The sequence below is a fragment of the Mesorhizobium sp. CNPSo 4670 genome (assembly GCF_057784235.1).
This window is the reverse complement of sequence record NZ_JBWJFQ010000016.1, coordinates 137,411-159,220: the sequence shown is the minus strand read 5'-3', so window position 1 is coordinate 159,220 and position 21,810 is coordinate 137,411. Positions and strand designations below refer to the sequence as shown.

General features: G+C 60.4%; 25 protein-coding genes, 1 tRNA gene and 2 pseudogenes. 12 read left to right on the top strand and 16 right to left on the bottom strand.

From position 1 onward, the window contains the following. The first annotated feature begins 126 nt into the window (after positions 1-126). The 5 genes from AC0ZT5_RS24580 (at position 127) to AC0ZT5_RS24560 (ending at position 4,018) form a co-directional block, all read left to right on the top strand. Complete coding sequence (locus AC0ZT5_RS24580) at positions 127-1,494, top strand: hypothetical protein (protein WP_488498536.1); 1,368 nt, start codon at positions 127-129, stop codon at positions 1,492-1,494. A gap of 19 nt (positions 1,495-1,513) precedes the next feature. Beyond that, entirely contained in the window at positions 1,514-1,792 is a 279-nt protein-coding gene (locus tag AC0ZT5_RS24575) for a hypothetical protein (RefSeq protein ID WP_488498535.1), read from the top strand. A 235-nt stretch (positions 1,793-2,027) separates the two neighbouring features. Further along, a complete protein-coding gene (locus tag AC0ZT5_RS24570; protein ID WP_488480683.1) occupies positions 2,028-2,597 on the top strand; it encodes a hypothetical protein in 570 nt (189 codons plus the stop codon). Then, complete coding sequence (locus tag AC0ZT5_RS24565; RefSeq protein ID WP_488498534.1) at positions 2,594-3,295, top strand: hypothetical protein; 702 nt, start codon at positions 2,594-2,596, stop codon at positions 3,293-3,295. The genes AC0ZT5_RS24570 and AC0ZT5_RS24565 overlap by 4 nt, the downstream gene beginning before the upstream one ends. A 174-nt stretch (positions 3,296-3,469) precedes the next feature. Beyond that, on the top strand, positions 3,470-4,018 hold the full coding sequence (locus AC0ZT5_RS24560) for a hypothetical protein (RefSeq protein WP_488480685.1): 549 nt from the start codon (positions 3,470-3,472) through the stop codon (positions 4,016-4,018). A 340-nt stretch (positions 4,019-4,358) separates the two neighbouring features. Here the strand turns inward: AC0ZT5_RS24560 and scpB (AC0ZT5_RS24555) are convergent, their stop codons facing one another. The 9 genes and pseudogenes from scpB (AC0ZT5_RS24555) to AC0ZT5_RS24515 all read right to left on the bottom strand — a co-directional run bounded on the left by scpB (AC0ZT5_RS24555) (position 4,359) and on the right by AC0ZT5_RS24515 (position 12,812). Then, positions 4,359-5,075 (bottom strand): SMC-Scp complex subunit ScpB, encoded by a 717-nt coding sequence (scpB, locus tag AC0ZT5_RS24555; protein ID WP_488480686.1) that lies wholly within the window; start codon positions 5,073-5,075, stop codon positions 4,359-4,361. 2 nt (positions 5,076-5,077) lie between these two features. Continuing rightward, the gene (locus AC0ZT5_RS24550; RefSeq protein WP_488498533.1) at positions 5,078-6,031 is read right to left on the bottom strand and encodes a DUF1403 family protein; all 954 of its coding nucleotides are present in this window, start codon (positions 6,029-6,031) and stop codon (positions 5,078-5,080) included. Between the two features lie 319 nt (positions 6,032-6,350). Then, the gene (gene repC / locus AC0ZT5_RS24545) at positions 6,351-7,556 is read right to left on the bottom strand and encodes a plasmid replication protein RepC (RefSeq protein WP_488498532.1); all 1,206 of its coding nucleotides are present in this window, start codon (positions 7,554-7,556) and stop codon (positions 6,351-6,353) included. Between the two features lie 155 nt (positions 7,557-7,711). Next, complete coding sequence (gene repB / locus AC0ZT5_RS24540) at positions 7,712-8,698, bottom strand: plasmid partitioning protein RepB (protein WP_488498531.1); 987 nt, start codon at positions 8,696-8,698, stop codon at positions 7,712-7,714. A 73-nt stretch (positions 8,699-8,771) separates the two neighbouring features. Next, complete coding sequence (gene repA, locus AC0ZT5_RS24535; protein WP_488480742.1) at positions 8,772-9,980, bottom strand: plasmid partitioning protein RepA; 1,209 nt, start codon at positions 9,978-9,980, stop codon at positions 8,772-8,774. Positions 9,981-10,558: 578 nt separating this feature from the next. Beyond that, a complete protein-coding gene (locus tag AC0ZT5_RS24530; RefSeq protein WP_488498530.1) occupies positions 10,559-10,771 on the bottom strand; it encodes a hypothetical protein in 213 nt (70 codons plus the stop codon). Then, a pseudogene (locus AC0ZT5_RS24525) lies at positions 10,768-11,285 on the bottom strand (ATP-binding protein). Before AC0ZT5_RS24525 ends, AC0ZT5_RS24530 begins: the two are co-directional and overlap by 4 nt. 98 nt (positions 11,286-11,383) lie before the next feature. Continuing rightward, a pseudogene (locus AC0ZT5_RS24520) lies at positions 11,384-11,515 on the bottom strand (ATPase); the annotation flags it as partial. Positions 11,516-11,720: 205 nt separating this feature from the next. Beyond that, complete coding sequence (locus AC0ZT5_RS24515) at positions 11,721-12,812, bottom strand: site-specific integrase (protein ID WP_488498541.1); 1,092 nt, start codon at positions 12,810-12,812, stop codon at positions 11,721-11,723. 295 nt (positions 12,813-13,107) lie between these two features. On the opposite strand from AC0ZT5_RS24515, the gene AC0ZT5_RS24510 reads away from it, so the two are divergent. From AC0ZT5_RS24510 to scpB (AC0ZT5_RS24495), 4 genes are all read left to right on the top strand, one after another. Continuing rightward, a complete protein-coding gene (locus AC0ZT5_RS24510; protein ID WP_488480691.1) occupies positions 13,108-13,386 on the top strand; it encodes a type II toxin-antitoxin system TacA family antitoxin in 279 nt (92 codons plus the stop codon). Continuing rightward, entirely contained in the window at positions 13,383-13,922 is a 540-nt protein-coding gene (locus tag AC0ZT5_RS24505; RefSeq protein WP_488498529.1) for a GNAT family N-acetyltransferase, read from the top strand. The genes AC0ZT5_RS24510 and AC0ZT5_RS24505 overlap by 4 nt, the downstream gene beginning before the upstream one ends. Before the next feature lie 190 nt (positions 13,923-14,112). Beyond that, positions 14,113-15,063, top strand: coding sequence for a DUF1403 family protein (locus tag AC0ZT5_RS24500; RefSeq protein ID WP_488498528.1), 951 nt, complete (start codon positions 14,113-14,115; stop codon positions 15,061-15,063). Positions 15,064-15,068: 5 nt separating this feature from the next. Then, entirely contained in the window at positions 15,069-15,809 is a 741-nt protein-coding gene (scpB, locus tag AC0ZT5_RS24495; protein WP_488498527.1) for an SMC-Scp complex subunit ScpB, read from the top strand. A gap of 311 nt (positions 15,810-16,120) precedes the next feature. Here scpB (AC0ZT5_RS24495) and AC0ZT5_RS24490 read toward each other — a convergent pair whose 3' ends face one another. From AC0ZT5_RS24490 to AC0ZT5_RS24475, 4 genes are read right to left on the bottom strand one after another with little or no spacing between them, the layout of a single operon-like run. After that, the gene (locus tag AC0ZT5_RS24490; RefSeq protein WP_488498526.1) at positions 16,121-16,510 is read right to left on the bottom strand and encodes a ubiquitination-like system serine protease family protein; all 390 of its coding nucleotides are present in this window, start codon (positions 16,508-16,510) and stop codon (positions 16,121-16,123) included. Next, the gene (locus tag AC0ZT5_RS24485) at positions 16,507-17,682 is read right to left on the bottom strand and encodes a ThiF family adenylyltransferase (protein WP_488498525.1); all 1,176 of its coding nucleotides are present in this window, start codon (positions 17,680-17,682) and stop codon (positions 16,507-16,509) included. Before AC0ZT5_RS24485 ends, AC0ZT5_RS24490 begins: the two co-directional genes overlap by 4 nt. Then, entirely contained in the window at positions 17,657-17,929 is a 273-nt protein-coding gene (locus AC0ZT5_RS24480; RefSeq protein ID WP_488498524.1) for a multiubiquitin domain-containing protein, read from the bottom strand. The genes AC0ZT5_RS24485 and AC0ZT5_RS24480 overlap by 26 nt, the downstream gene beginning before the upstream one ends. Positions 17,930-17,945: 16 nt before the next feature. Beyond that, on the bottom strand, positions 17,946-18,167 hold the full coding sequence (locus tag AC0ZT5_RS24475; RefSeq protein ID WP_488498523.1) for a DUF2188 domain-containing protein: 222 nt from the start codon (positions 18,165-18,167) through the stop codon (positions 17,946-17,948). Positions 18,168-18,321: 154 nt separating this feature from the next. Here AC0ZT5_RS24475 and AC0ZT5_RS24470 point away from each other — a divergent pair, with 154 nt between their 5' ends. Together AC0ZT5_RS24470 and AC0ZT5_RS24465 are read left to right on the top strand one after the other, a co-directional pair. After that, the gene (locus AC0ZT5_RS24470; RefSeq protein WP_337093097.1) at positions 18,322-18,648 is read left to right on the top strand and encodes a helix-turn-helix domain-containing protein; all 327 of its coding nucleotides are present in this window, start codon (positions 18,322-18,324) and stop codon (positions 18,646-18,648) included. Beyond that, positions 18,645-19,553 carry an ImmA/IrrE family metallo-endopeptidase gene (locus tag AC0ZT5_RS24465; RefSeq protein WP_488498522.1) on the top strand — a complete coding sequence of 303 codons (909 nt, stop codon included), beginning with the start codon at positions 18,645-18,647 and terminating at the stop codon, positions 19,551-19,553. Before AC0ZT5_RS24470 ends, AC0ZT5_RS24465 begins: the two co-directional genes overlap by 4 nt. A gap of 30 nt (positions 19,554-19,583) precedes the next feature. Here AC0ZT5_RS24465 and AC0ZT5_RS24460 read toward each other — a convergent pair whose 3' ends face one another. Beyond that, positions 19,584-20,048: a hypothetical protein gene (locus tag AC0ZT5_RS24460; RefSeq protein ID WP_488498521.1), complete on the bottom strand. Its 465-nt coding sequence runs from the start codon at positions 20,046-20,048 to the stop codon at positions 19,584-19,586. Between the two features lie 412 nt (positions 20,049-20,460). Here AC0ZT5_RS24460 and AC0ZT5_RS24455 point away from each other — a divergent pair, with 412 nt between their 5' ends. Then, entirely contained in the window at positions 20,461-20,850 is a 390-nt protein-coding gene (locus AC0ZT5_RS24455) for a hypothetical protein (RefSeq protein WP_488498520.1), read from the top strand. Between the two features lie 29 nt (positions 20,851-20,879). Here the strand turns inward: AC0ZT5_RS24455 and AC0ZT5_RS24450 are convergent. Then, positions 20,880-20,987 (bottom strand) — tRNA-OTHER (locus tag AC0ZT5_RS24450). A gap of 6 nt (positions 20,988-20,993) precedes the next feature. Continuing rightward, positions 20,994-21,476 (bottom strand): helix-turn-helix domain-containing protein, encoded by a 483-nt coding sequence (locus AC0ZT5_RS24445; RefSeq protein WP_488498519.1) that lies wholly within the window; start codon positions 21,474-21,476, stop codon positions 20,994-20,996. Positions 21,477-21,810 lie beyond the last annotated feature (334 nt).

Genomic DNA, 21,810 nt, shown 5'->3' with positions numbered 1-21,810 from the left:
CAGTCGCGAACGCGACATGATCACCTCGACGTTGATAGGGGGGTTCGTCGAGGTCGACCTCGACCGCAATGGCGTCGTCGAGACGTGGCGGCGGACGCTCGACAAGCAGACCATGATAACGTGTGTTTGGACGGACAGGCCCGCGACCTCCCCATCAGTGTAGCGCAGGAACGATTTCGCGCCCGCGCATTTTCTCAAAAACAGCTGTCGACGATGGTGAGGCGGCCAGAGACCGCCGATGAACAGATAACTGGCATAGCGGCGGCAGAAAGTGTCGATCGCCGGCGCAAGGCAGAACAGGATATCGACGAGGCGGAACGCGCGATCCGGGCGGCCTTCCAGCAGGTCGTCCAAAGTTGGGCGGCGCAAGCTGCGTTCAACCGCGCCGAATCTGCTTCTGCCGACTTGGCGAGGCGACTTGAGTCGATCCGGAGCCGTCTTGAACAGGGCGGTCTGAGTGCCGAGCAGCAGGCCGTTCTCGACCAGCAGCCGATCTATAATCGAACCTTGGCCTCGTTCCAGACCGCCGTGAAACTGGTCCAGGCAACGCTCGACCAGGCAAACCTTCTGAAGGAGATTCCAATGGAAGGGTGGGAAAGCCATGTCGAGACCTCGTCCGTCAATAACGCACGGCAAGTCATCATGCGGTTGAACGACCGGATTCGCGGCGCCATTGACGAAATCACGGAAGCGCTTGCGATGGCGCTTGAGGAGCTCGCGCGGCATCAGGGCGAATTCGGCACCGACCAAGCCAAATTCAACGAGCAATACGCTGTCGCGAGCTTGGCGCAATCACATCTGACAACGCTGCTTGCAGAGTTCCGTCAGCTCGGAGAAGAACAGCAGGTCGCTGAGAGAAGCCTGCAGGACGCCAAAACGGCCATGTCCAAACTGGTCGGGGTCGAGGTCAGGCTTGCAGAGGCGAGGACGCTGCTCGGAACGAGGCTGACAACGATGCGAGAAATCCTCAACGAGGCATCGGATCACGTAATCGAGATGTCCACCGGAGTGCTTCGCGCCCATGTGGAGGAGGAGACAATCCCGCGTCGCTTCGTGGACGCTCTGATGGAGCTTTGCGAACGTTGTGGCATCCGCGAAGTAGAGGTCCGCTGCCGGGAGCTCGTCGAAACCGCAGCCCGTAACGGGCGTCAAGGATGGGAGGAGCTTGTCCACCGCTTGCAACGAATCAGGCATGGACAGGTCCTGCGTGGTCACGGGAATGAAGTCGATCCAAATGATATCACTGAGCTGAAGGCAGTGCTCACTTGGCTGACCGACAACCAGGCGCGCCTCGTGCTGGGGCGGTTGGACGATGATCGCCTCGGCAAATTCTTGTCAGCGTGGGCGTCGCCTTTCATTCGCTTCGACTACAGAGACCGAGGGAGCTACATGCCGTTTGAACGTGCATCGCCGGGACAGCAGGCCTCGGCGCTGCTCACGCTGCTCCTGCACCAGGAAGCAGGAACGCTCATAATCGACCCAGCCAGAAGATGACCTCGATAACCGAGTGATCATGGCAATCGCCAAGCTGCTGCAGACCACCAAACGCAAGCGTCAACTAATCTTCGCCACCCACAACCCGAATTTCGTCGTAAATGGCGACGCCGACAAGGTTGTGGCTCTGGTGCCGAGTGTCGAGCCGAACGCCACGGAGGCTGTAAGAGCAGCTCAAATTGCGATTGAAGAGGATGGGGCGATTGAAACTCCCGCAGTCAGGGAAGCCATAACCGAAACAATGGAAGGCGGAATGCGAGCTTTCGAATTGCGGGGAAGGAAGTACGCCGTCGTGTGAGGCGACAGGACCGCCGTTCTTGGTAATCGGCGCAGTCTCGGAACGGAGCATGAGCCGCTATGCTGGTGTGCTCCGCCAATCCCATGCTTGTCCACCGTCCCGGGACTGAGGACAAAGCTTAAGGACTACGGTTGCGCTGCTGTACCGCCCGCTCAACCCGCTTCACAGGCGTGGTCGTTGACAGCGGGCTGCGCTGTGCTTAGTGTCCTCTGTCCGAGGACAGAGGACGTCGCTCATGATGAAGAGCCAGGATGTTGTCGTCCTGTTCAAGCTGGCGAGCTTGGAGGACGACGCAAAGGATATCGGTCATGAATCTCCACCGGCCGGGCTAGCCGCGGGCGAGGATCCCTATTCCGTGCGCGCTCTCGAAGCAGCACTCGGAATCAGCAAGACCGAGATCAGCGCTTCGCTCAAGCGCAGCATCGTGTCGGGCCTCGCGATCAAGGATAGGAAGACAGGTCGGACCAAACCGAGCCGGCGCCATCTGCGCGAGTTCATCGTCCACGGTCTGAAATTCGTCTTTCCGGCGAGACCTGGCGCCATGCAGCGCGGGTTGCCGACGGCGTTCGCCGCCCCTGTGCTGCGGGAATCCCTGCACAGCGCCGGCAATCTCATCTGCGTCTGGCCGTACGCGCACGCAAAAGACATGGGTCAATCGGTCGATCCGCTCTTCAAAAGCGTGCCGGAGGCCTGCGAGAAAGATAAGCGGCTCTATGCCTATCTCGCCCTCATCGACGCGATCCGCATCGGTAATCAGCGCGAAAGCAAGCACGCCGCCGACCTGCTCGCACAGAGGCTGGAATGACAGTCCAGGGTCAGTTGAAAGCGATGCTGAAGACCGTCGCCGAGGCGCTTGGCGAGGAGTTACGCGCGCGTCTGGTCTTCGTCGGCGGCTGCACGACCGCGCTCTACATCACCGACCCCATCGTTCTCGAAGGGGTGAGAGCGACCGACGATGTCGACCTGATCGTCGATCTCGCTGGCTTTGCAGAATGGGTCGAGCTGACGGAGCGCTTGCGCGCACGCGGCTTCACCGAAGCGGTTGATGACACCGTCATCTGCCGCATGAAGCTTGGCGAGCTCAAGGTAGACTTCATGCCGGACGACAAGGCGATCCTGGGCTTCAGCAATCGCTGGTACGCAAAAGGGATCGAGACGGCCGTACCAGAAGAGCTGGAGGAGGCGCTGAAGATCCGGCGCCTTACTCCGGAGCTGTTTGTCGCGACCAAGTTGGAGGCTTACCGCGGACGAGGCGAAGGCGACCTCATCGGCAGCCGAGACGCCGAGGACATTCTCCTTCTGGTCGACGGGCGGGAAGAGCTCGTCGAGGAGATCGCGAGAGCAGAGCCGGAAATCCGGGTCTACATCGCCAAACAGATTGCGGCGCTACTCGACGATCCGAACTTCGACCATTTCCTTGAGGGAAACATTCGCGGACCGGCGGGCCGTGTCGACATCGTTTACCAGCGGCTGGTCGCGATCAGCACCCTCGAAGCGCGCTGACATGACCTTGCAAATCCAGTGGCATCGCCGCCAGGGAACGCGGACGGCCGACAACCGAGACCATGCAGGCATAGGCATCCGCGGCGACGCCGTCCTGGCCACCGTTCTCGATGGATCGACGTCAGGTTCGGCCAACGTCGTATGGTCGACTGGTTCGTAGCTGGGACTGAAGAGGTGACCGCCAACATCGCGATCGCCCAGCTTCGCATGACCCATGCGACGCTCGCGACAGACTTTCGCACCGATTCCGCCAGCTACTGCCTTCTGCACCTTGAAGAGACGGGCCCAGCCTTGGTGTTGCATGCAGGCGATTGCCTCGTAGGCCGACTAAAGGAGGATCGACGGATCGCATGGCTGATGCAGCCGCATACGCTCGCCAACCCGCTGCTGCCCGTAGCGATCGAGAGTGTCGCGAAGGACCCCGCGCGGCACAGGCTCACGCGTAGCTTCCGCTCGAAGCGCTTCATTGCTCCGGATCTGAATTCGATCCAACTCGACGACCGGCCACTGCTGGTTGCGACAGACGGCTTCTGGGCGGAACTTGAAGCGCACCAGCAGGTCGCCTTCATCGAAGGGCTTGTTGGGGCGGTCGAACAGGACCGCGACGATTGCGGTGCTCTCTCGATTGTGCGCGGCAGGTCTGGATCTGGGATCGAGCTCATTGATGTTGGGGCGGCGCCGAACCTTTATGTTAGGGCGGACAAGCCAAATTTACGCCGATAGCTCGCGACGGAGCGGCAGCGGCAACCCCAACCCTTTTCGCCTCTAGCGTACGATTGCCCTCTTCTTTTTTGTGGCCCTAAATGAGCCCCCACGCCCGGGAACTCCCCCGGCCCGTAAACTAGCAGGCTGGCGCGCGCCGACCAGTTCGCGCGCGCCCTGCCTCGACGCTTTCAGCGCCTTCCGCACCGTGCCAGCCGACAGGAGTGTTCACGACAGCACAACCTTGTCGAAAGGTAATCATGTTGCGGACCATGAACCCGATCATCGGCTGCCGCAGAAAACCGGTCTTCGTGGCCATGACTTGCCGGCTGCGGTCAAGGGTGCGACGCGCAACGACCATTCAAGACAGAGGGTCGTCAACCACCTCGTCCTCTGCCTCTTTGTCGTAGTCGCCCTCTCCGCCCGCCAGGCCGGTTGGAATATCGCCCGCCAACAGCTTTTCCTTTGATAGCAGTCCGGCATCCTCGAGCGCCTCGAAATCTGGCAGCTGGCGCAGCGTGTCGAGCCCGAACTGCGACAGAAAATTCTTGGTCGTCACATAGGTGTAAGGCGCGCCCGGCTGCGGGCTGCGCGGCCCCGAGGCGATGAGGTCCTGTACGCGTAGCACACCGATCAGATCGCGCGACACCTCCTTGCCGAAAAAGGACGACAGTTCGCCACGCGTGATCGGTTGGAAATAGGCAATGCACATCAGCACGAGCGCCTCCGACTGCGACAGTTCTTTTGTCCCCTTCCCGGCTGTGCCAAATGCGGCGTGAATGATGTCTCCAAAGGCCTTTTTAGTCCGGTGCTGCCAGCCGCCGGCGACGGACACCAGCTCGTAGGGGCGCCCTGCGAGCTCGGCACGGATGTCATCGATGATCAGCTCAATATTGCAGTTTCTTCCCACCACCCGCGCGAGGACACTACGTGTTACCGGTTCGCTGGCGGAAAAAATGACCGCTTCGACGCGGCCCATCCATTCGCGCCAGCGCAGCTCTGGCGGCAGGTGATCGAGCTCGGTGTCAAGCAGCGCCGGCTGATCGTTCGTCTTGTGCCGGGCAGAGGCTTCGCTCATCGCTAGAGTCCAAACAGCCGGAAGGTGGGACGGTCGGAGAGCTCGCGCACGGCCTCCAGGTGCTGCAGCCGCTCGAACAGCCGCCGGGATGCAAAGCGCGACAGATTCTTCGTCGTCAGCGATCCAGAGACGGCGTCTTCGTTGAGCAGCAGGAAGACCACCTCGCCGGCACCCTTGGCGCGCAATTTCGGCGCCACCGCCAGGAGTTTTGCGGCGCGGCGCGACAGCTCGGTGGCCAGCCGGCAGGCCTGCGCCGCCGCCTGAACAAACGCCACGCAGACCGCGCGCTCAAAATCTCTCTCCGCCGGCCGGATGCGCTTGCCGCCGGCCTCGGCACGAAAAGCCGGACCAAAGGCTTGCGCCATCAGGAGCGGCAGCGGTCGCGGCCAGCGCAGGCTTTGCGCTAGTACCAGGTCGGCGAGCCACCAGGCCAAAAGCTCCGCATCGGGACGGATGGCGACGACGTGAGCGGCGATCGCAGCGGCGGCGAACGGCGCCGGCCGCCCCGAGCGCGCCATGTCGTCGATGTGTTCACAAAGCGCGGCCAGCGTCTTGACCTCCCAATGGAGGCCAAGTTGGTCGAGTATCTTTTCGAGCCGGTCAGGGGTAGCGACGGGCGGCTGTCCGGCCAACTGCCGCCAGGCGCCGAAGATGGAGCCGGCGGGTCCGGGGTCGGCCCCGGCCTGGCGCAGGTACCAGGCGTCGCGCAAGGCGGCCGCGTCCTCGGCGCGGCCGGCGAGCCGCATGCCGGCGGCGGCGCAATTGAGCGCCAATCGTTGCCGCCAAACGCCGGCCCAGGCCGGCTGCGCGCGGGCGAGCGTGTCGAGGGTGGCCAAGGCCGCGCCGGCATGGAAGGCGGCGTCGGCGTCGCTGGCGTCGCGCGCGTGCGCTAGCGCCCAGGCCGGAACGGCCGGCGGTGCGGCGGAGCTGGCGGTCGCGGGATCGAGGCGAATCATGATTTCGAGGGTAAAGCCAACGTGCGCTTTGTGCCATGCTTTTCGCGCCAAAACGCACAGCCCGTCGGCACGCCAAAACGAATGATAATCCTTTCGAATCTTGGATAGAGTCTCCCAGACCATGGATCGCTGAATCCTGCAGCCCGAAAACCTACGCGGGCTAAGGAATTGACCGAAGAGGATACGCCCCGGCCCCCCTCCCCTCTCTGGGCAGGAAAACCCTCGGCCGATGTGATGGACGCTCTGTGCGTATCTATCATCGTAGGCGCGTCAAAACTACCGCCTAACATGGTCGTCAAGAACAGGGCGCCCACATTTCTCATCCGGCCATCCTCGCCGTCAAGCCATTCGCCTTCAGCGCCGCCATCAGCATCGGTCCGACGGAAAACTGCCCTGCCCTCGCCTTTTCGGTCAAAACCCGCAGATAACCGCCAGCCGAGTTGATATGCTGGGCGCGCTGCAAGATGCAGGCAATCACAATGGCGGCGACCTCCTGGCCCATTTCATGGCAAGCTTCCTCGTATGCCGAGGGCGAAATACCAAGGTAGCCTCTCACCTGGGCCGCGGTAATCATCAAATCGCGCCAGTTTCCGATCCCCTGCACCGCATAGTCTGAAATTTCGGGGCACGCTTTCAGCACCAGCCCTATCGGATAGCTTTTCAGCTTCTCATCGGTTCCCTGCCTTGGCTCGACCGCCGCCCTGCTTTTTTCGAAAGCTGGTTCAAATACAAAAATGGATTCTGTGTTTGAATCAGATTGCTGCCGCTCATTTTGGGACTCATTGGCGCTAGGATTCGTGGAATTTGTGAAGTTTTCCAGCATGATATCCACTTCATCATGAAGCGTTGTCAGGTCCGCAACAATTGCCTCCAGCTCGGGGAGCCCTGCCCTGCGCGGGATTGCATCCACAACGGCTCTAAAGCGCCTCCAGACGGCTCCCCAGTCGCCAGGAACACCCTCCTCGATCGCAGCCTCGACCAGTTTGTAGATATCGCGACGATGGAGCGTAATCCGCTCCCTCATTAACCTGAGCGCCTTGCTGTCGGCCCGTACCTTTTCGGCAGCATGCTGAAACTCAACTGCCCGCGCCAGCAGCGGCGCCAGCGAGAACCCGAAGGCTTCCTCGATCGCACCACCCCTTCCCTTCCGGGCGAACCTTTTCCCGTTTGGACTGTCACGGCGGATAACCAGGCCGCAACTCACCAGCTCGGCCAAGTGTCGCCGCAATGTGGAACTGGGCATGCCGTGTGTGCGAAGCGACAGCTGCGCATTTGAGGGAAAGACCATCAGGCCATTTTCCTCGCTGATTTGGTCGTCCGGATAGAAAGACAAGAGCCCGCTCAGCACGGCCAGGGCGCGGTCTCCCACACCCACGGCAGTCTTGCCTTCGCACAGCCAGCGATAGACCTGCCATTTTTCGACAAGAGCTCCTTCAGGAATCTCTCGTGCTGCCGTGTTCGCCTTCACCAAGGCAAGCGTCATCGGCCGCGGCCCAAAGGGCGTCGTCGCGTATCCACTCTCCATTTCCCTCACCTTTCAATAAGGCAAAAGAAATCCGCTCGCCGAAAACCGACGCTATGTCTCTTGACAGTGATTCGCGGAAATGAGATTCTCGAAGTGCGATCTACGAGAAGGGCTTCCGCGACGGCGACGTTCGGGGGCCTTTTTCTTTTGCGGTTTTAGTCTCCTGTTGCTGTTTTCCCCGACTTTCTGAAAGCCTCATAGAGACCTTGCAGATTGTCAGAGATCCAAGTTCCAAAGCGGCTGCCGTCCGTCTCCTTTACGGCGATCGTGACGGCCTTCCCTGCTCTTTGGACGCTGACGCTAACTGACCTGTCATCCGGTGCCCACGATTGTGCAACGGGCTTCACACCGGCCTTACGGACGCGCTTTTCCTTTGCGTTGAGCGCCATGAACAACTGTTCAAAGCGTCGGTTACTCTCCAGCCCACTGAACTCGGGTTCTGAGAGGATTTCATCGACTATGTCCGATCTCTTGCCGACGAGCAGAGATAGCTCAACCCAGCGCTCGCGGCCTATAGATGGAGCTGATCCAATTTTGCTTATGACAGATGGCGGGATCCGGGTAGCAACCGACACCATCTTTGAGACGGCGGCGGCGTTCGCTGCCAATGCCGACGAGATGACATCTCTGTCGTAATTCAACTCCTCGAGACGCTTTGCGAACGTCGCCTTCTCGATAAAACTAAGATTTGCTCGGGCAGAATTCTCCTGGCCCTGAGCAATGACATGAGCCTTATCGTCAATGTCCTTGATGACCGCCCTAACCTTCCGTCGGAGATCTCGGGCCACCCGGACCCTCCGATGCCCAAAGACGATCATGAAGCGGCCTTCGATGCTCGGATGGGGGCGCACAAGAATGGGGGAATCCTGACCCCTCTCCTGAATCGCTTCCAATAGTTCCTGATATTGTTCTCTGTCGTCATCCATGCGATCGGAAACGAACGAGCCGTCAATAGCGTTCGGGTCGAGTTCGACTACATGCTCACCTTCAAGGTACGCATCCGCCTGCTTTGCCAATTCGTTAACGGAGCGGATCATGGATTTCGAGGCACCGCGAATCGGATAGGCCGCGGTTGAGCTAGATGTCTGTTGCTCGTCTGTCTCCGTCTCTGCGAGGCCGGAAAGAAGATTCTTACGCGCCATCTTAGTCTACCTCCGGATACAACCTAGTCTGTTGAAAGCACAGTGCAAAAGTCCCCTTTTGTCAGCGGACAAGTCAGCGCCCCCATGCTTTATGTATCAACGTGGCGATTTCTCCGTTTACGAGATCGAGTGCATCCATTGCTCGCTCGTATGTGGAACGCGTCATCACGTTTTTTTCGACTTCGTAGAGGCTCTGCTTGGTAATCCCCGCATCAGAAATCGCCGTGGATTTCAGCATCTGGTTCTTCAGGATGAACTCACCAAAAAGCGTGTGGAGGAACGCTACCATCTGCGCCTGGGGCTGATCCGTCGGCTCGTATCGCGTTATAAGATAGCGATACCACTCCAAGTTCACCTCGGCGCCCGCTGCCCGGATCGGCTCCAGAATATTCCCGAGCATCAACAGGAATTGGCCCATCGACATGACGTCGAGCATCTGCGGATGAATGGTTATCAAGACCGACGTTGCCGCGGTCAACGCCGTAATTGTCAAATACCCCAGTTGCGGTGGGCAATCGATAACAACGACATCATACAGGGCGTCGACCTCCTCCAATGCCGTCGAGATGCGCGTGAAGAAGGCCCTTCCCACGTTAGACGTCCTGTCCGTCATTGCCAAAGGCGTATCGTATTCGAATTCCTGCAGCTCAAGGTTCGCCGGGACGATATCCAGTCCTGGGAAATTTGTTGGCCTGATAATTTCCGAGAGAGAGACCTTCTCGTCGTCGTAGCGGATCGCATCGTAGAGCGATTTCGTCTGGTCGAGTTCTGGCTGGAACCCGTGCAGTGAAGACAGCGACGCCTGGGGATCGAGGTCGACAGCCAATACACGGTGTCCCGTCAGAGCGAGATACTGGGCGAGATGAGCTGCTGTCGTTGTTTTGCCGCTACCTCCTTTGAAATTAACCACAGCTAGTATTTGAAGTTTCTCGCCGGATCGACGATGGGGAACATACATGCGGGCATCGGATCGCCCGTGTTGGTCAAGGTATTGGCGTAGCTCGATCATCTGCCCGGCCGCGTAGGACCGTCTCCCAGAAGACGAGGTTTCAGGTACCGGCCCTTTACCTTCTAGATGTAGTTTTTTTAGATGGCTCTGAGAAACACCGAGATACGTCGCTACCTCCGCCAACGAAAAAGGACGCAGATTCTTCTTGGCATGGGGAGGAAACCGCTGCATCGAGAGAAGGTGCAACTTTTTTGATATCTGCTCCCCTTGTTCGAGGATGCGTTTCTCGAACAGCAAAGGACTTTTCGCGGGAACGGGCGAACTCACGTTCATTCGATCAAGACTCTCTAAAAACGATTTTTGGCGGAATGTTGCCAAGCAACCGTCATTATGTCCGATTCGCTCGTGCCGGCAAGAAGTTTTAAGTTAACAACAGGTTAAACGCCCTCCAATCGGATACCGCGCGGCAAAACCAGTATAAACTGCCTCAAGGGATTGAATACGCTACCCAATTTGCTGATTTTGTCAGCGGACAAGAAAACTCAGTCTTGAGGTTCTCGTCCGGCAGCAGCAGGAGCCTCCAATTCGCCCGTCGCGATAAACCCCTCCAAAGCTGGGGCGGTGTGGGGCGATCCATGTCAAGCCATCGAGATCATGGGACATGAGAAGATTCAGGTCCCGGCGCTGCCCATCTCACACCGGGGCAGTTAGCGGCAATGGCGGCTCTCACAGAGCACTGGCGTGAAACTACCAATTTTTTGGCTGGCCAGTCTCGCTCTGTTTCCAGCGAGCATCGCGCACTCCAGGCTGCGACTTGCTTTGAGAAGGGCTAAGCGGGCCAGCGAAAGAGTGATACGCCGTGCCTGTGTGCCGGGTGCCGGTGGTAAAAGACAGAGGGCCGGGCGAAACGCCTATCCGCCAAGGTCGGCCAGCGTTTTCGCAAGGATATGAAGCGGAACCGCCTCGACGTCATGTTTCAACGGAAAGCGCTCTGCTCCCGGATAGACCACGAGGCGACGGCTCGGATTTACGTTTTCGCACGCCAGATGAAAGCCCTTCTCCACTTTTGGCGTCAGGTTGCGGTTGATTTCTATCGCCCAAGGGCGGCTGCCTGGAGGGGTCACGAGGTCGATCTCGGCCCCGGCGGATGTGGATAGAAATTGGCTTCTGTGCCGGACGGTGCGACCGCAATCAATGTCTCGATGACAAAACCCTCCCAGCTGGCGCCGACCGCGGGATGAGCGAGGATGTCCTCAAGGGTTGTCAGTCCAAGCAGCGTATGTGAAATGCCGCTGTCGCGCACGTGAACCCGCGGCGACTTGACCAGACGTTTTCCGACATTGGCATGCCGCGGCTCGAGCCTTCGCACCAGCAGCAGATCGAGCAGCAGGCGAAGTACGAGGCAATTGTCTTGCCATCGACTCCGAGGGCCCTGGCGAAGTCGGCAGCGTTGAGGAGGCTGGATTGATGATGTGCCAGCATGGTCCAGAAGCGGCGCAGCGTTTCGGCCGGAATGCGAGGCCCGAGCCCGAGCAGCGGGATATCGCGTTCGAGGTAGGTGCGGATGAAGTCCTGCCGCCACCGCTGACTGGCGCGGTCGCTTGCCGCCAGAAAGCTGTCGGGAAAGCCTCCGCACACCCAAAAGGGTTCAGATGTTCGGTCCGCACCTCCAGTCCATCAATCGGATGCATTTCAAGATAGGCGATACGGCCGGCAAGCGTCTCCCCAGTCTGCCTGAGGAGATCGATGGAAGCGGACCCCAGCAGCAGAAAGCGCCCGGTCTTCTTCCCGCTGCGGCGACCGCGGTCGATCAAGCCACGAAGATTTTGGAAAAGGTTTGGCAGCCGATGGACCTCATCGAGGATCACCAACTCGTCTTCGTGCTGGTAGCGCTGGGACGTTTATAAGCTAGGCGAGTTGCGTTCCGATCCGGCGCTTAATCATCCTCAATTATGGAGTGCAATTCCTGATTTGCAAGGACGGACTCGCGAGATCGCGGGCAGCCTAAGCTATTCGCACGCACGCCCGAATCTGGAAGAGGTACGCCAGATTTCAGGGGAGTGGCACCGTCCTCTACAGTCCCGACGCCTTGGTGAGATTGACGCGAAAACGGTCTCGCCGGCGTTGGTAACGGCGTGTCATCTCCGCCGAGGCGTGGCCAAGCTGCTTCTGCACATAGCGTTCATCAACTTCGGCGGAGGAAGCGAGGCCTGCGCGCAGCGAATGGCCGGAAAACTTTCGGCCACGCTCGCCTTCCGACAGGTCGCCGCGTACGCCGGCGGCGAGTGCCGCACGCTTGACGAGACGGGCGACCTCCTGATCGTTCAACCGATCTGTTCCCACTGCCTTGCCTTGGCCGGTCACGCGTCGAAACAGCGGGCCGTGGGCGACGCGGGCAAGCTTCAGCCAAGTCTCCAGCGCCACCACCGGGCAGGTGGCGTCGGACGAGCCGCGACCGATTTCGACCTCACGCCAGCCGGTCTTACCGCGCAGGGTGACGAGCAGCCCTTTTTCAAGGATCTCGACCCAGCCACGACTATCCTCGGTTTGATCCCTGGCCACGTCGAGGCCGACGATTTCCGAGCGGCGCAGGCCGCCTGCGAAGCCGAGCAACAGCATAGCACGGTCGCGCAAACCGCGTAGGGTGCCGCGGGGAAGCGTCTCCAGCATGGCAAGCAAATCCTTGGGCAGGATCGCTTCCTTCTGCCGGGGAGGGGACGCATGGGTGTTGCGGATACCGGCCATAACGGTGGCGATATGCCGGTCCTTGCGGTCGAGCGGCTGGCCGCGCTGCGCATAGTTCCAGGTCAGGGAGGAAAGCCGGCGTTCGATCGTCGACACCGCGTTAGGTTTCTTGTCGCCGGTCGCCTTGCCGGAGGCGCAAGCGGTGATGTAGAGGCCGACGACCTGCGGATCAGGCGGAAACATCTCGACGACCTGGCGCCGGCACCAGCCGGCAAAATGCTTCCAGTCCGAGCTATAGGCGCGGCGGGTATTGGCGGAACTCGCCGCCTCGACATAGTCGCGGGCGCGATCGGCGAGGTGCTCGAGGTGGCCGGGAAAGCGCAGCCGGTCGACAGGATTTTGCTCCGGCAGGGCAGGGGAGGGATCATTCCTGGCGGCCGTCAACCGCGCATTTGACTCTTCAGCGGTATCTCGGCCCATGGCGTGGACGATCTCCACGATATCAGGCAGGTCATCTTGTTCGGGCAACTCGCGGATCCTCAACTATGATTCGCAATATATCATGTCGGAGACGATTGGCTGGAACGTCAGCCCCGAAATAGGCCCTGGTCAGATCGCGGCGGTCGGTATGATGTTCAACGGCTTTCATTTTCGTTGAACATGGTCTATGTTCTATGTACGCCTTTAAGACACATACAATTGCCGGCGAGCCGTGATCCAGCTATACTGCGACCATCAACTCCAATGAAAATAGCCAGGGAGGGAATAAGGATTTATGCCTCGGGCAGCGATTGAAGCGAATGAGCGGATGAACCTGCGGGTAGCGGCGCAGCAGAAGGCGACGCTGATGCGGGCGGCCGCGCTCGTGCATGCCGATTTGACGGAGTTCGTTACCCGCGCGGCGTTGCGCGAGGCCGAAGCGGTGATCAGGAACGCCGAGAAGATAGAGGTTTCGGAGCGAGATTTCCTGCGCATTCTGGAGCTGCTGGACAACCCGCCTCCGCCGAACGAAAAGCTGCGCGCCGCGATCGCCGCCTTGCCGCGTGATCGATGAGCCTTCCGGCCTGGCACGAGGAGCCGATCTCGAAGGCGCACGACCGCAGCGGCTTCGATTGCGGCGACGCGGACATGAACCTGTTTCTGGCTCGCTATGCGCGCCAGAGTCACGAGCAGAACGCCGCCAAGACCTACTGTGCGATAGAGACGGGACGGCCCGGGCGAATCCTTGGATTCTATTCCATCGCGCCAGCGGCCGTTGACCATGCAGCCGTGCCGGCGCGCATGACCAAGGGGCTGGCCCGTCACGATGTGCCGGGTTTTCTGCTGTCCCGCATCGCCACCGACAGGTCGGTAGCGGGGCAGGGGCTGGGCGGTCAGCTGCCGGCGGCCGCGGCCAGGCGGTGTCTGCGGCTGGTGACGGAGGGCGGCGGTATCCTTTTTATCATCGACGCCAAGAGCGAACGCGCGGCCGATTGGTACGCCTCCTTCGGCGCCGAGCGGCTAGAAGGCCAGCCGCCAGGTCAGCCGCTTCGGCTGGCGATCCATCTGGCGACGTTCGCGGCGGATTTGCGGGCTGCAGGCCATCTCTGAGCATGTTTCTCGATAACGAACGATAATGCAACATTATCGTTCGTTTGATATGCGCGACAGGCGCAGCGCTTTCTGAGCAAATAGATTGCTAAAAGCGCCGCCGTGATTCATCGTGCTTGCGATGATTCTGCGACCCAGACCCTCTCTGTCTCGCCATGGCGTGCTCGGCGGCACCCCTTCGATCGCACCCATGGCGACGGTGCCGGCCTGGTTGCGCCGGGCCATCCCCGATGCGCAAAGCGGTGCAGGAAAAGATATTGAGGACGTGGCGCTCGTTGCCGGCGCCGCCGTCGGCGCACTCGATGCGGTGGTTCGGCGGCAGGAGCGGTGGGCCGGCGCCTGGCGGCAGCGCCTAGCGCTTGTCGCTGCCGCGCTAACGGCAAAGCAGGCCGGCCGCGTCGAGGACGAAGCGGCCTTGCGCGATGCCGTATTGCTCACAAGACCGGGCGACAATGTCGGTCCCGCCGGCCTTTTCCTTCTTGCTTGGCGGCGGCTGGCATCTCGGCCAGCAGACGATCTGCTGACGGAGAAAAATGTCGCGGCGGTGCTGGAAGATCTAGGTCTTACGCTCAACGATGAGGCGGTCAGCGATCTGAGGGACGATCTGCGACAGCTTGCCGCCAACACCGGCACGGTCGAAACGCTGGTCGGGGCCTTCACGGCCGCGGAGCGTTGCGGCTTCCGGCGCGTTCTCGGAGCCTGGCTTGCCGATGTCTTGCTCGCGCAGCGGCTAGGCTGGACACATGCAATCCCTTTGTTGGGCGCCGAAGCGACCTTAGTTGTGGGTACGGGCCGGGCGCGTCGACCAGTGACTGCCGCTCTGGCTGCCGGCTCCGAAACGGAAGCCGGTTGGGCCAAAAGCCTGCTGGCCGCGCAGGCGCGCGCTGCGCTGCGCGCCATTGATCTTTTCGCCGAACTTGAGCGCCGCGCGGACCGGCTGCTTGCGGTTGCGCCGAAACTCAGGGCCAAGGCGGCGGACGTCGTCGTGGAAAAGCTGCTCTCTGACGACGCGATCGTCGCCTCGGAACAAATCGCCGGCATGAGCGATCGCGGCCTGCGCCGCCTGTTCGACCGGCTGGTCGAGCTCGGTGCCGTGCGTGAATTGTCCGGCCGCGCCACCTTCCGCATCTACGGGCTGTGAAGACAATGGCGGAGAGTGCACGGAGGCGAGGGGGGAGCCGGCCAGATGACCGTCGATCAGCTGACCAGCTGTTTGACCGGGAACTGGATCATCTGCCGCCGGAAGCGCGTTGGCGTGAATGGATGCACCGGGTCGAAGCAACGATCTTCGCCGCTAGCGAGCCGGTCGACCGCGAAATGCTCGCCCGCATCGTCGGGAAAAGCTGCAGCATTGATCTTCTCATCGACGACATCCGCGAGGAGCTGCGCGGCCGCCCTTACGATCTGGTTTCGGTCGCCGGCGGCTGGAAACATTTGACCCGGCCTGCCTATGCAGACGCCATCCGCGCTGCTGTAGGTGGAAGTGGGAAGACGGCCGACCTTACGCAGTCGGAGGTTTTGGTGTTGATGTGCATCGGCTACTTCCAGCCGATCACCCGCGCCGAACTGTCATCGTTCTTTGGGAAAGAAGTTTCGCGCGACCTGATCGGCCACTTGCGCGGCGAGAAGCTGATCGCCTCCGGCCCACGCAGTCCGACGCCGGGCGCTCCCTACACCTACGTTACGACCAAAGAATTCCTGTTGGAGTTCGGGCTCGACACGCTGCGCGAGCTGCCGGACTTCGAAGCGCTCGAGGACGCCGGATTGCTGTCGAAGGATAAGCTACTGGCGGGGGATATTCCGGTCGGGTTTGCCAGCGGAGAGGTTGACGGCGAAGAGGAAGATGCAAGCGGTGGTAGTAGCGAGGGTATCGAGTTTGGTACCTGAGAGAGGGGATGCTTTTTGGAATCTGGGCGGTTCTGTTGCAAACGGTCGGCTCTGTCCCAATGAGAAGGCATTTGCCATGGCTAACCCTGGCTGTGGTGAATCTTTACGTTGCAAAACGGGCGGGGGGATTGGACCGGCTTGTGGCGCACGGCTTTATTGGGAGCGCAGATCCGGGCGACGGCCCTGCCAGGGCGATGTTTGATTAGTCGCCCTGTTCATGGCCCACCTACGGATCGCGGCGTTGTGCCAATGCCCAGGTTTTGCTTTATTACTGGTGGTAGCCGATTCCTACGCCTGACTGATGGCAACGGCTAGCCGAGGCCAACCCATCCGAGAACCGTCTTCCACACCCGAATCCACCACCTCGTCCGATAGTAGGCTTCGCGCCGACTGTGGTCGTATTGCAAGGCGGTCACGGCCTGGGCAGCGCTCATGGAAGGCGCCCAATGGATCTTTCCGTCAGTGATGATGTAATGAGACCGGCAGGGCAGCTGTCCGTTGCCGATTGAGGGCCAGACGGTAGGCTTTCCATTGCGCTCCCTGACGCTCCACCCGGCCGGCCCGAGGGAAATCGGGACCTTGCTGCCGCAACCGCAGGCGCACAGGTGCACGGCGATCTTGTATTCGTCGGAGACGTACAAAATACCGGCCTCCGGCTCCGCGGGAACGTAGTGGACCTTCTCGAGGCGGAGTTCCGTCACTCGACGGGCTCCGCAAACAGGTGTGGCATGACGGTGTTCATCAGCAAATGATAGGCCGGCACCGCGTGCGCGTAAAACCCACAGTGCTGCTTGTAGCGCAACATGGCGATGCTGGCATTGAGAGCGTTGAGTTCGGCGATCTGGATGTTGAGCCGATACTCGTCGCCCGGCGGGTCGGTGAGGGGCACCAGCCCCTTGCCGCGGACTTCGGCGGCGTTTTCAGGGAGGAACGTGGTCGTGCGGACCATGCCGGCGAGTGCGCCGTTTTGGCGGACCAGCCCCATTCCGACATCGATGAAAGGAATGCCCAGACGCATGAGGAGGTCGAAGATTTCCGCCCGTGCGGTACCCTTGTCGACGCAGACGAACGCGAAGGTTACGCCTGCGAAGTCCGCCTCGCAGTCGCCGTCGATGGCTTTGGCCTCGAGATGCAGCCCCTTGCGGAAGTTCTCGTAGCGCTGCCGGTAGACTTCGGCCTTCGGCTTGTCGAGCTCGTCCCGCAGCAGCCGCCCGGGCGAGCGGAACGCATTGTGAACGTGGAAGGGCTTTGGATCGAAGCCCCTGATTTCAAGCACATTGGTCTTCACGAGGAAGTCCAGCACATAGGCGCCGGTGCCGCCCAATCCGATGACGGCCACCACTTCACGGGCAAACTTCGCGGCAAGGTCGCCGATCAACGCACGGCTGGTCAGGGTGTCGCGGAAAAGGAAAACACTTTCGGGGCCGGCATCCTCGTCGACGTTGAACGTGAAGGGGTTGGCGTCAGGGTATTTGTGAATGGCAGGCCCCGAGAGGATCGACAGGTAGTGCTCGACCTTGACGAAGAAGTCGGGCAGCCCGCCCGGCGGCTTGTTGGAAAACGACCGCTGCACCACGACGTCGTTCTTGGCCAGCGTCACGGTGGCCGCACCGCCGCCGAGCATAGGTATCGGCTTGCCGTCCAGGCCATACGGCACGCCGCCGGCAAAGAAGACCTGATGGTCCTCAGGCCGAACCCGCGTGCCGTCAATGTCCTTGATGACGCTGACAATCGCGCCCCAGCACAGGTTTCCCTCCGCGTCGAGGTACGGGATGTCCCTGACGACAAGGTAATCGCTGTCGAGCCGGAGCGCGTAGCCCCGGTCGATCAGCTTTTGGATGTCGGCATTATGACTCGCTAGTTGGAATAACATGGAACTCCATCTCGTTCTTCGCCTTGACCGAGGAACCGGGCGCCAAAGTGCCTTCCTTGGGCTTTTCGCCGCGGGTGTAGGTCACAGAGTAGACCGTCTGCGGATGCTGCGGGTAGGTCGGGTCGAAATACGTCACTACTTCCGCGTAGGTCAGATCGTGGTTCTTCGGAACCTGGTGCGCGGTGCCGTTCACCACGATGGTGATGGTCTTGTCGTGATCGTCCTTCTTGGCGGCGCTGTCAGTCATTGCGTGTTTCCTTCTGTTAGCCCTTGGGAGGGTAGGGGTCGTTGCCGTACGAGTTGGAGTCGCGGATCTGGCCGTTGGGGCGGTGGATCACGACTTCACTGTGCTGGTTGATTGCGATGTCCCGGGCCGAAGAGATGGCGTCGGCCTGGGTGGGGTGAAGGGACGTTGGACGGCTGTTGCCGGCGCCGAGCACCGCCCATTGTCCGTCACGAGGTACCACATGCTGATTTTTGCCCATGAAAGTCTCCATTGAAGCCGCTTTGCTACAAACTCGTACAACTATATCTTACGGCAAGGCTTGCGTCAATGCCCACGGTATGATGTTGTAATGCTTTATCAGACGGAGTGCCGCGCAAGCGTGCGCGCCGCTATGACTCGTGGAGAAGGGCTGAATGGTAGAATTGGCCGTCAAACTGAAGCAGCTGCGCGTGAGGAACGCGAAATCCTTGCAGGAGGTCGCTGATGCGGTAGGGGCTTCCAAGGCCCATATCTGGGACCTCGAGCGCGGCGCCAGCAAGAACCCGTCGCTGGTCCTGCTGAAGGGCCTTGCCGACTATTACAAGATTGGCGTGGCTGAATTGGTGGGTGAAGATCCGACGGCCCCAGAGGAAGAGCCTGACCTGATTGCCCTTTATCGCAACCTCAGCGAACTGAAGCCTGAGGATCGCGAGACCATAGCGCTCATTGCCGAGCGGCTGAAAGCGAGCCGAAAATCATGAACATCACGCGGATGGATCTTGCCGACGCGGGCAGCCCCGAGCGCCTCGTTCTCGAGATCCTGAAGCTCGAGCCGCAGCTGCCGATTCCGGTGCCGATCGAGGAATTGTGCCTGAGACTGGACATCCACGAAATCGTGCCGCTCACGACGCAAGGCTATGAAGGCGGGCTCATCACCACGCCCGACAAGTTCAACGGATCGATTCTTTTCAACGAGGCAAGCCCACCGGAGCGGCGGCGCTTCACCATCGCCCACGAGCTTGGGCATTTTCTCATCCCGTCGCACGTACCCGCGGCGGAAGGCCGCTTCTTGTGCAAGTTGCAGGACATGCGCGAGCTGAAGGGCGGGGAGTCGGACCGGCGCCTGAAAATGGAGGTCGAGGCCAATCGCTTTGCCTCGCAGCTCCTGATGCCGCCCCCGAAGTTCCGGATGGATGTCGCGGTCGGCAAAGACCCTGACATCCGCCAACTGTCGTCTATCGCCAAGAAGTACCACGTTAGCAAGGAGGCGGCCGGCCGCGCGTACGTCAAGTTCCGCGAGGAACTTGTCTCTATAGTGGTGACGCATAACGGCAAGGTGCTGCGCGACTATCGCGACACGCTCAAGTTTCCCCGACTTGCAATCCCGACCGGGGCCATGGTTCCCGCACACTCGCTGCTACATCGCCGGAAGCATGAGATGGGCGTGCCCAGTGAAATCGACGAGACTGACGCCGGCGTGTGGCTCCCTGTCGAAAGGGGTCGCCAACCCGCGCCGCTCTATGAGCAGGTCCTTCTGCAACGGCAAGGTTACGCGATCATCATGTTGTCGCGGGACGCAGTCGCCGCCGATGAGGAAGATGTGGACGAGGAAGCCGAAATGACCTCGGCAGAACGGCTCAAACGCCGCCTGTTTTCTGACCGGTGAGGACGGCGTGAGCGACCCGGCGGCTTTTTCTCATAGCGGGGGCAGGGGGGCTGGTTTGAGCGCAGAGCATTCGGTCGTTTCCATGAGGGCAAAGCGCATGGGCCCATTGAGCTGGCCGACACGGTCGTTGCCATCGAGCTCGAAGGCAAGCCCTGTGAGTTCAGGGACGTGTCGCTGCGGCTCGATGAACACCTTGACCTCCAGCTGAGATGGACAGGACCCCTTAGGCCTGGGATGGTCAGGATTGATCAGGATCTCAAGGTCACCTTCGAAGGTGGCACGACGGCCGAGTTCCTGATGCTTTCCCATAAATACCAATTTGTGGGGTACGAAGAATTCTCGGCGACGTCGCGATTCTCGCCTCTGGATCTCGCGGGGAAATCCAAGGGCTTCGCGGAGGCCGTGATTCTGTGCGGTCCGGCAATCCATCCGAAGAAGGTCGGGATCACGCTGGAGTTCGGCAATCTTGCGGTGACCGTGCAGCCATTCGATCACTTCCTCGCGTTGGGCGGCGGAGGTGTCCGTCTGTCGTTGCTGCGCACTATTTCACATCGGGCGCTGCTTCGATCCCTGGATGGCAAACCTCTGAAGGCCACCAAACTGTATGAATTCCTCGGCCAGCTATGCTCCTTCCTTGGATTCATAAAAGGGACCCGGGTCGGGTATGGTGAGGTCCGCAACGCTGCTCGCAACGGGTTCCGATGTCTTGGATTCACCCGGGCCGACAGGCTGGAGGCTCCGAAAAAGTGGTTTCATTGGGCGATGGCCGATGACTTGCCGGGACTGTTTGCTAGCTACATGACCATCTTTAAGACCCCGGAGGCCAAGCGCGGCGTCGGGCGGGCCCTTGCGTACTACAAGATAGCGAACCTCTCTCGCTACGATTCGGTGGAGACGGGCCGTCATCATGTCGGCGGCCGGCTTGGAAACGCTCGCAGCCTATGTTCTGGGGACACGGGGAGGGTGGAGCGTTTCGATGTTGGGCAATGTAAGTCTTGCCGAACAAAATCAGGGCCTGCACCCGGCCGATCAATCCGACCTGCTTGGCAAACGCTTGAAAGCCAAGAAGGGGCAGCCGGTCCGCGACGGGTTCTCGCTACTGACCGAATTTCGCAACGGCGTTACGCATTCGTCGCCCTTCAATTACGACATGGACATTTTCCACGCTTGGGACGCCTCACGGTGGCTTCTTGAAATGCAGCTTCTGGCGCTGTTCAACTACCGCGGAAAATGCCAAGATCGGCGTCTGGAGATGCGATCTCACGCTGGCAATCTTGCGACCTTTCCAGTCGCATAGGCAAGGGGCCAGGTGCTGTTGAACAACGATGGGCGTGACGGCAGGACTTGAACCTGCGACCTCCTCGCCCCTAGATAGCGGTGTCACGCACCACCCAGGTCGAAAGCGAGGCGCTCTATCCTCTGAGCTACGCCACGATCTGCCTATGCATCGTTGTCGACGACCAGTTGCGGCTTCTTGCGCTTCAACCGGTCTGACCTTTCCTCGGTCGCCTTCTTGATCTCGGCGGCCTTTTCCAACGCAAACGGCCTGGCGGCCTCGATCAGGCCATCGAAATGATAGCGGTTCGTCATGCTGCCATTGGGCGTGTTGCGCCGTTCTTCCCGGCCAAGAAGTTTAAGGGCCTCGAGGGCGGCAATGCGTTTCTGAATGGTGCGGGGTGTCACCCCGATCGCCTTGGCGATCGTCTCCACCGAGGGGTGGGGCAGGTTGTCGGGCAGCCACCAGTACTGGACCAGGTGGATGATGATGTTCATATCAAGCGCATCTAGGCCGAGAGCCTGCTGCTTTTCGATGATGATGTTGGGGAAAGCGCTCCAGCCAGTGGCCATGAGCGCCTTGGTCCATTTCTTCTCGTTGGTGCGAAGCTTGTCGACGTCTGCCTTGGCGGTCTCTGGCTGGGCCATCTGGACTCTCCGGTGATCAACTGAGCCTTAGATATCGGTGGTCGTTGCCGAAGCGCAAGGGGTTCAGGGGTGAATCTTGAGTCGGGGGGAGGGTGTTTCAAGGTTCGCCCGGCCTATGTCCCTGGATTCACGGGCCGGGGAACCGCGCTGCACCCAAAGAAGAGGACTTGATAATATGAAGTGTCGATTAGACGAAGAGTGCTATACGCAAGCGATAAGATAGGGCCCCCCGACCAGAGGTTCACCCGGGGGTGTTGACAAAGAGAGCGTCAATACCCATACTTTGCGTGTGAGCATCGCTCCGGGGTTGGCGCCAGGCGCCAGCCGAACTTTT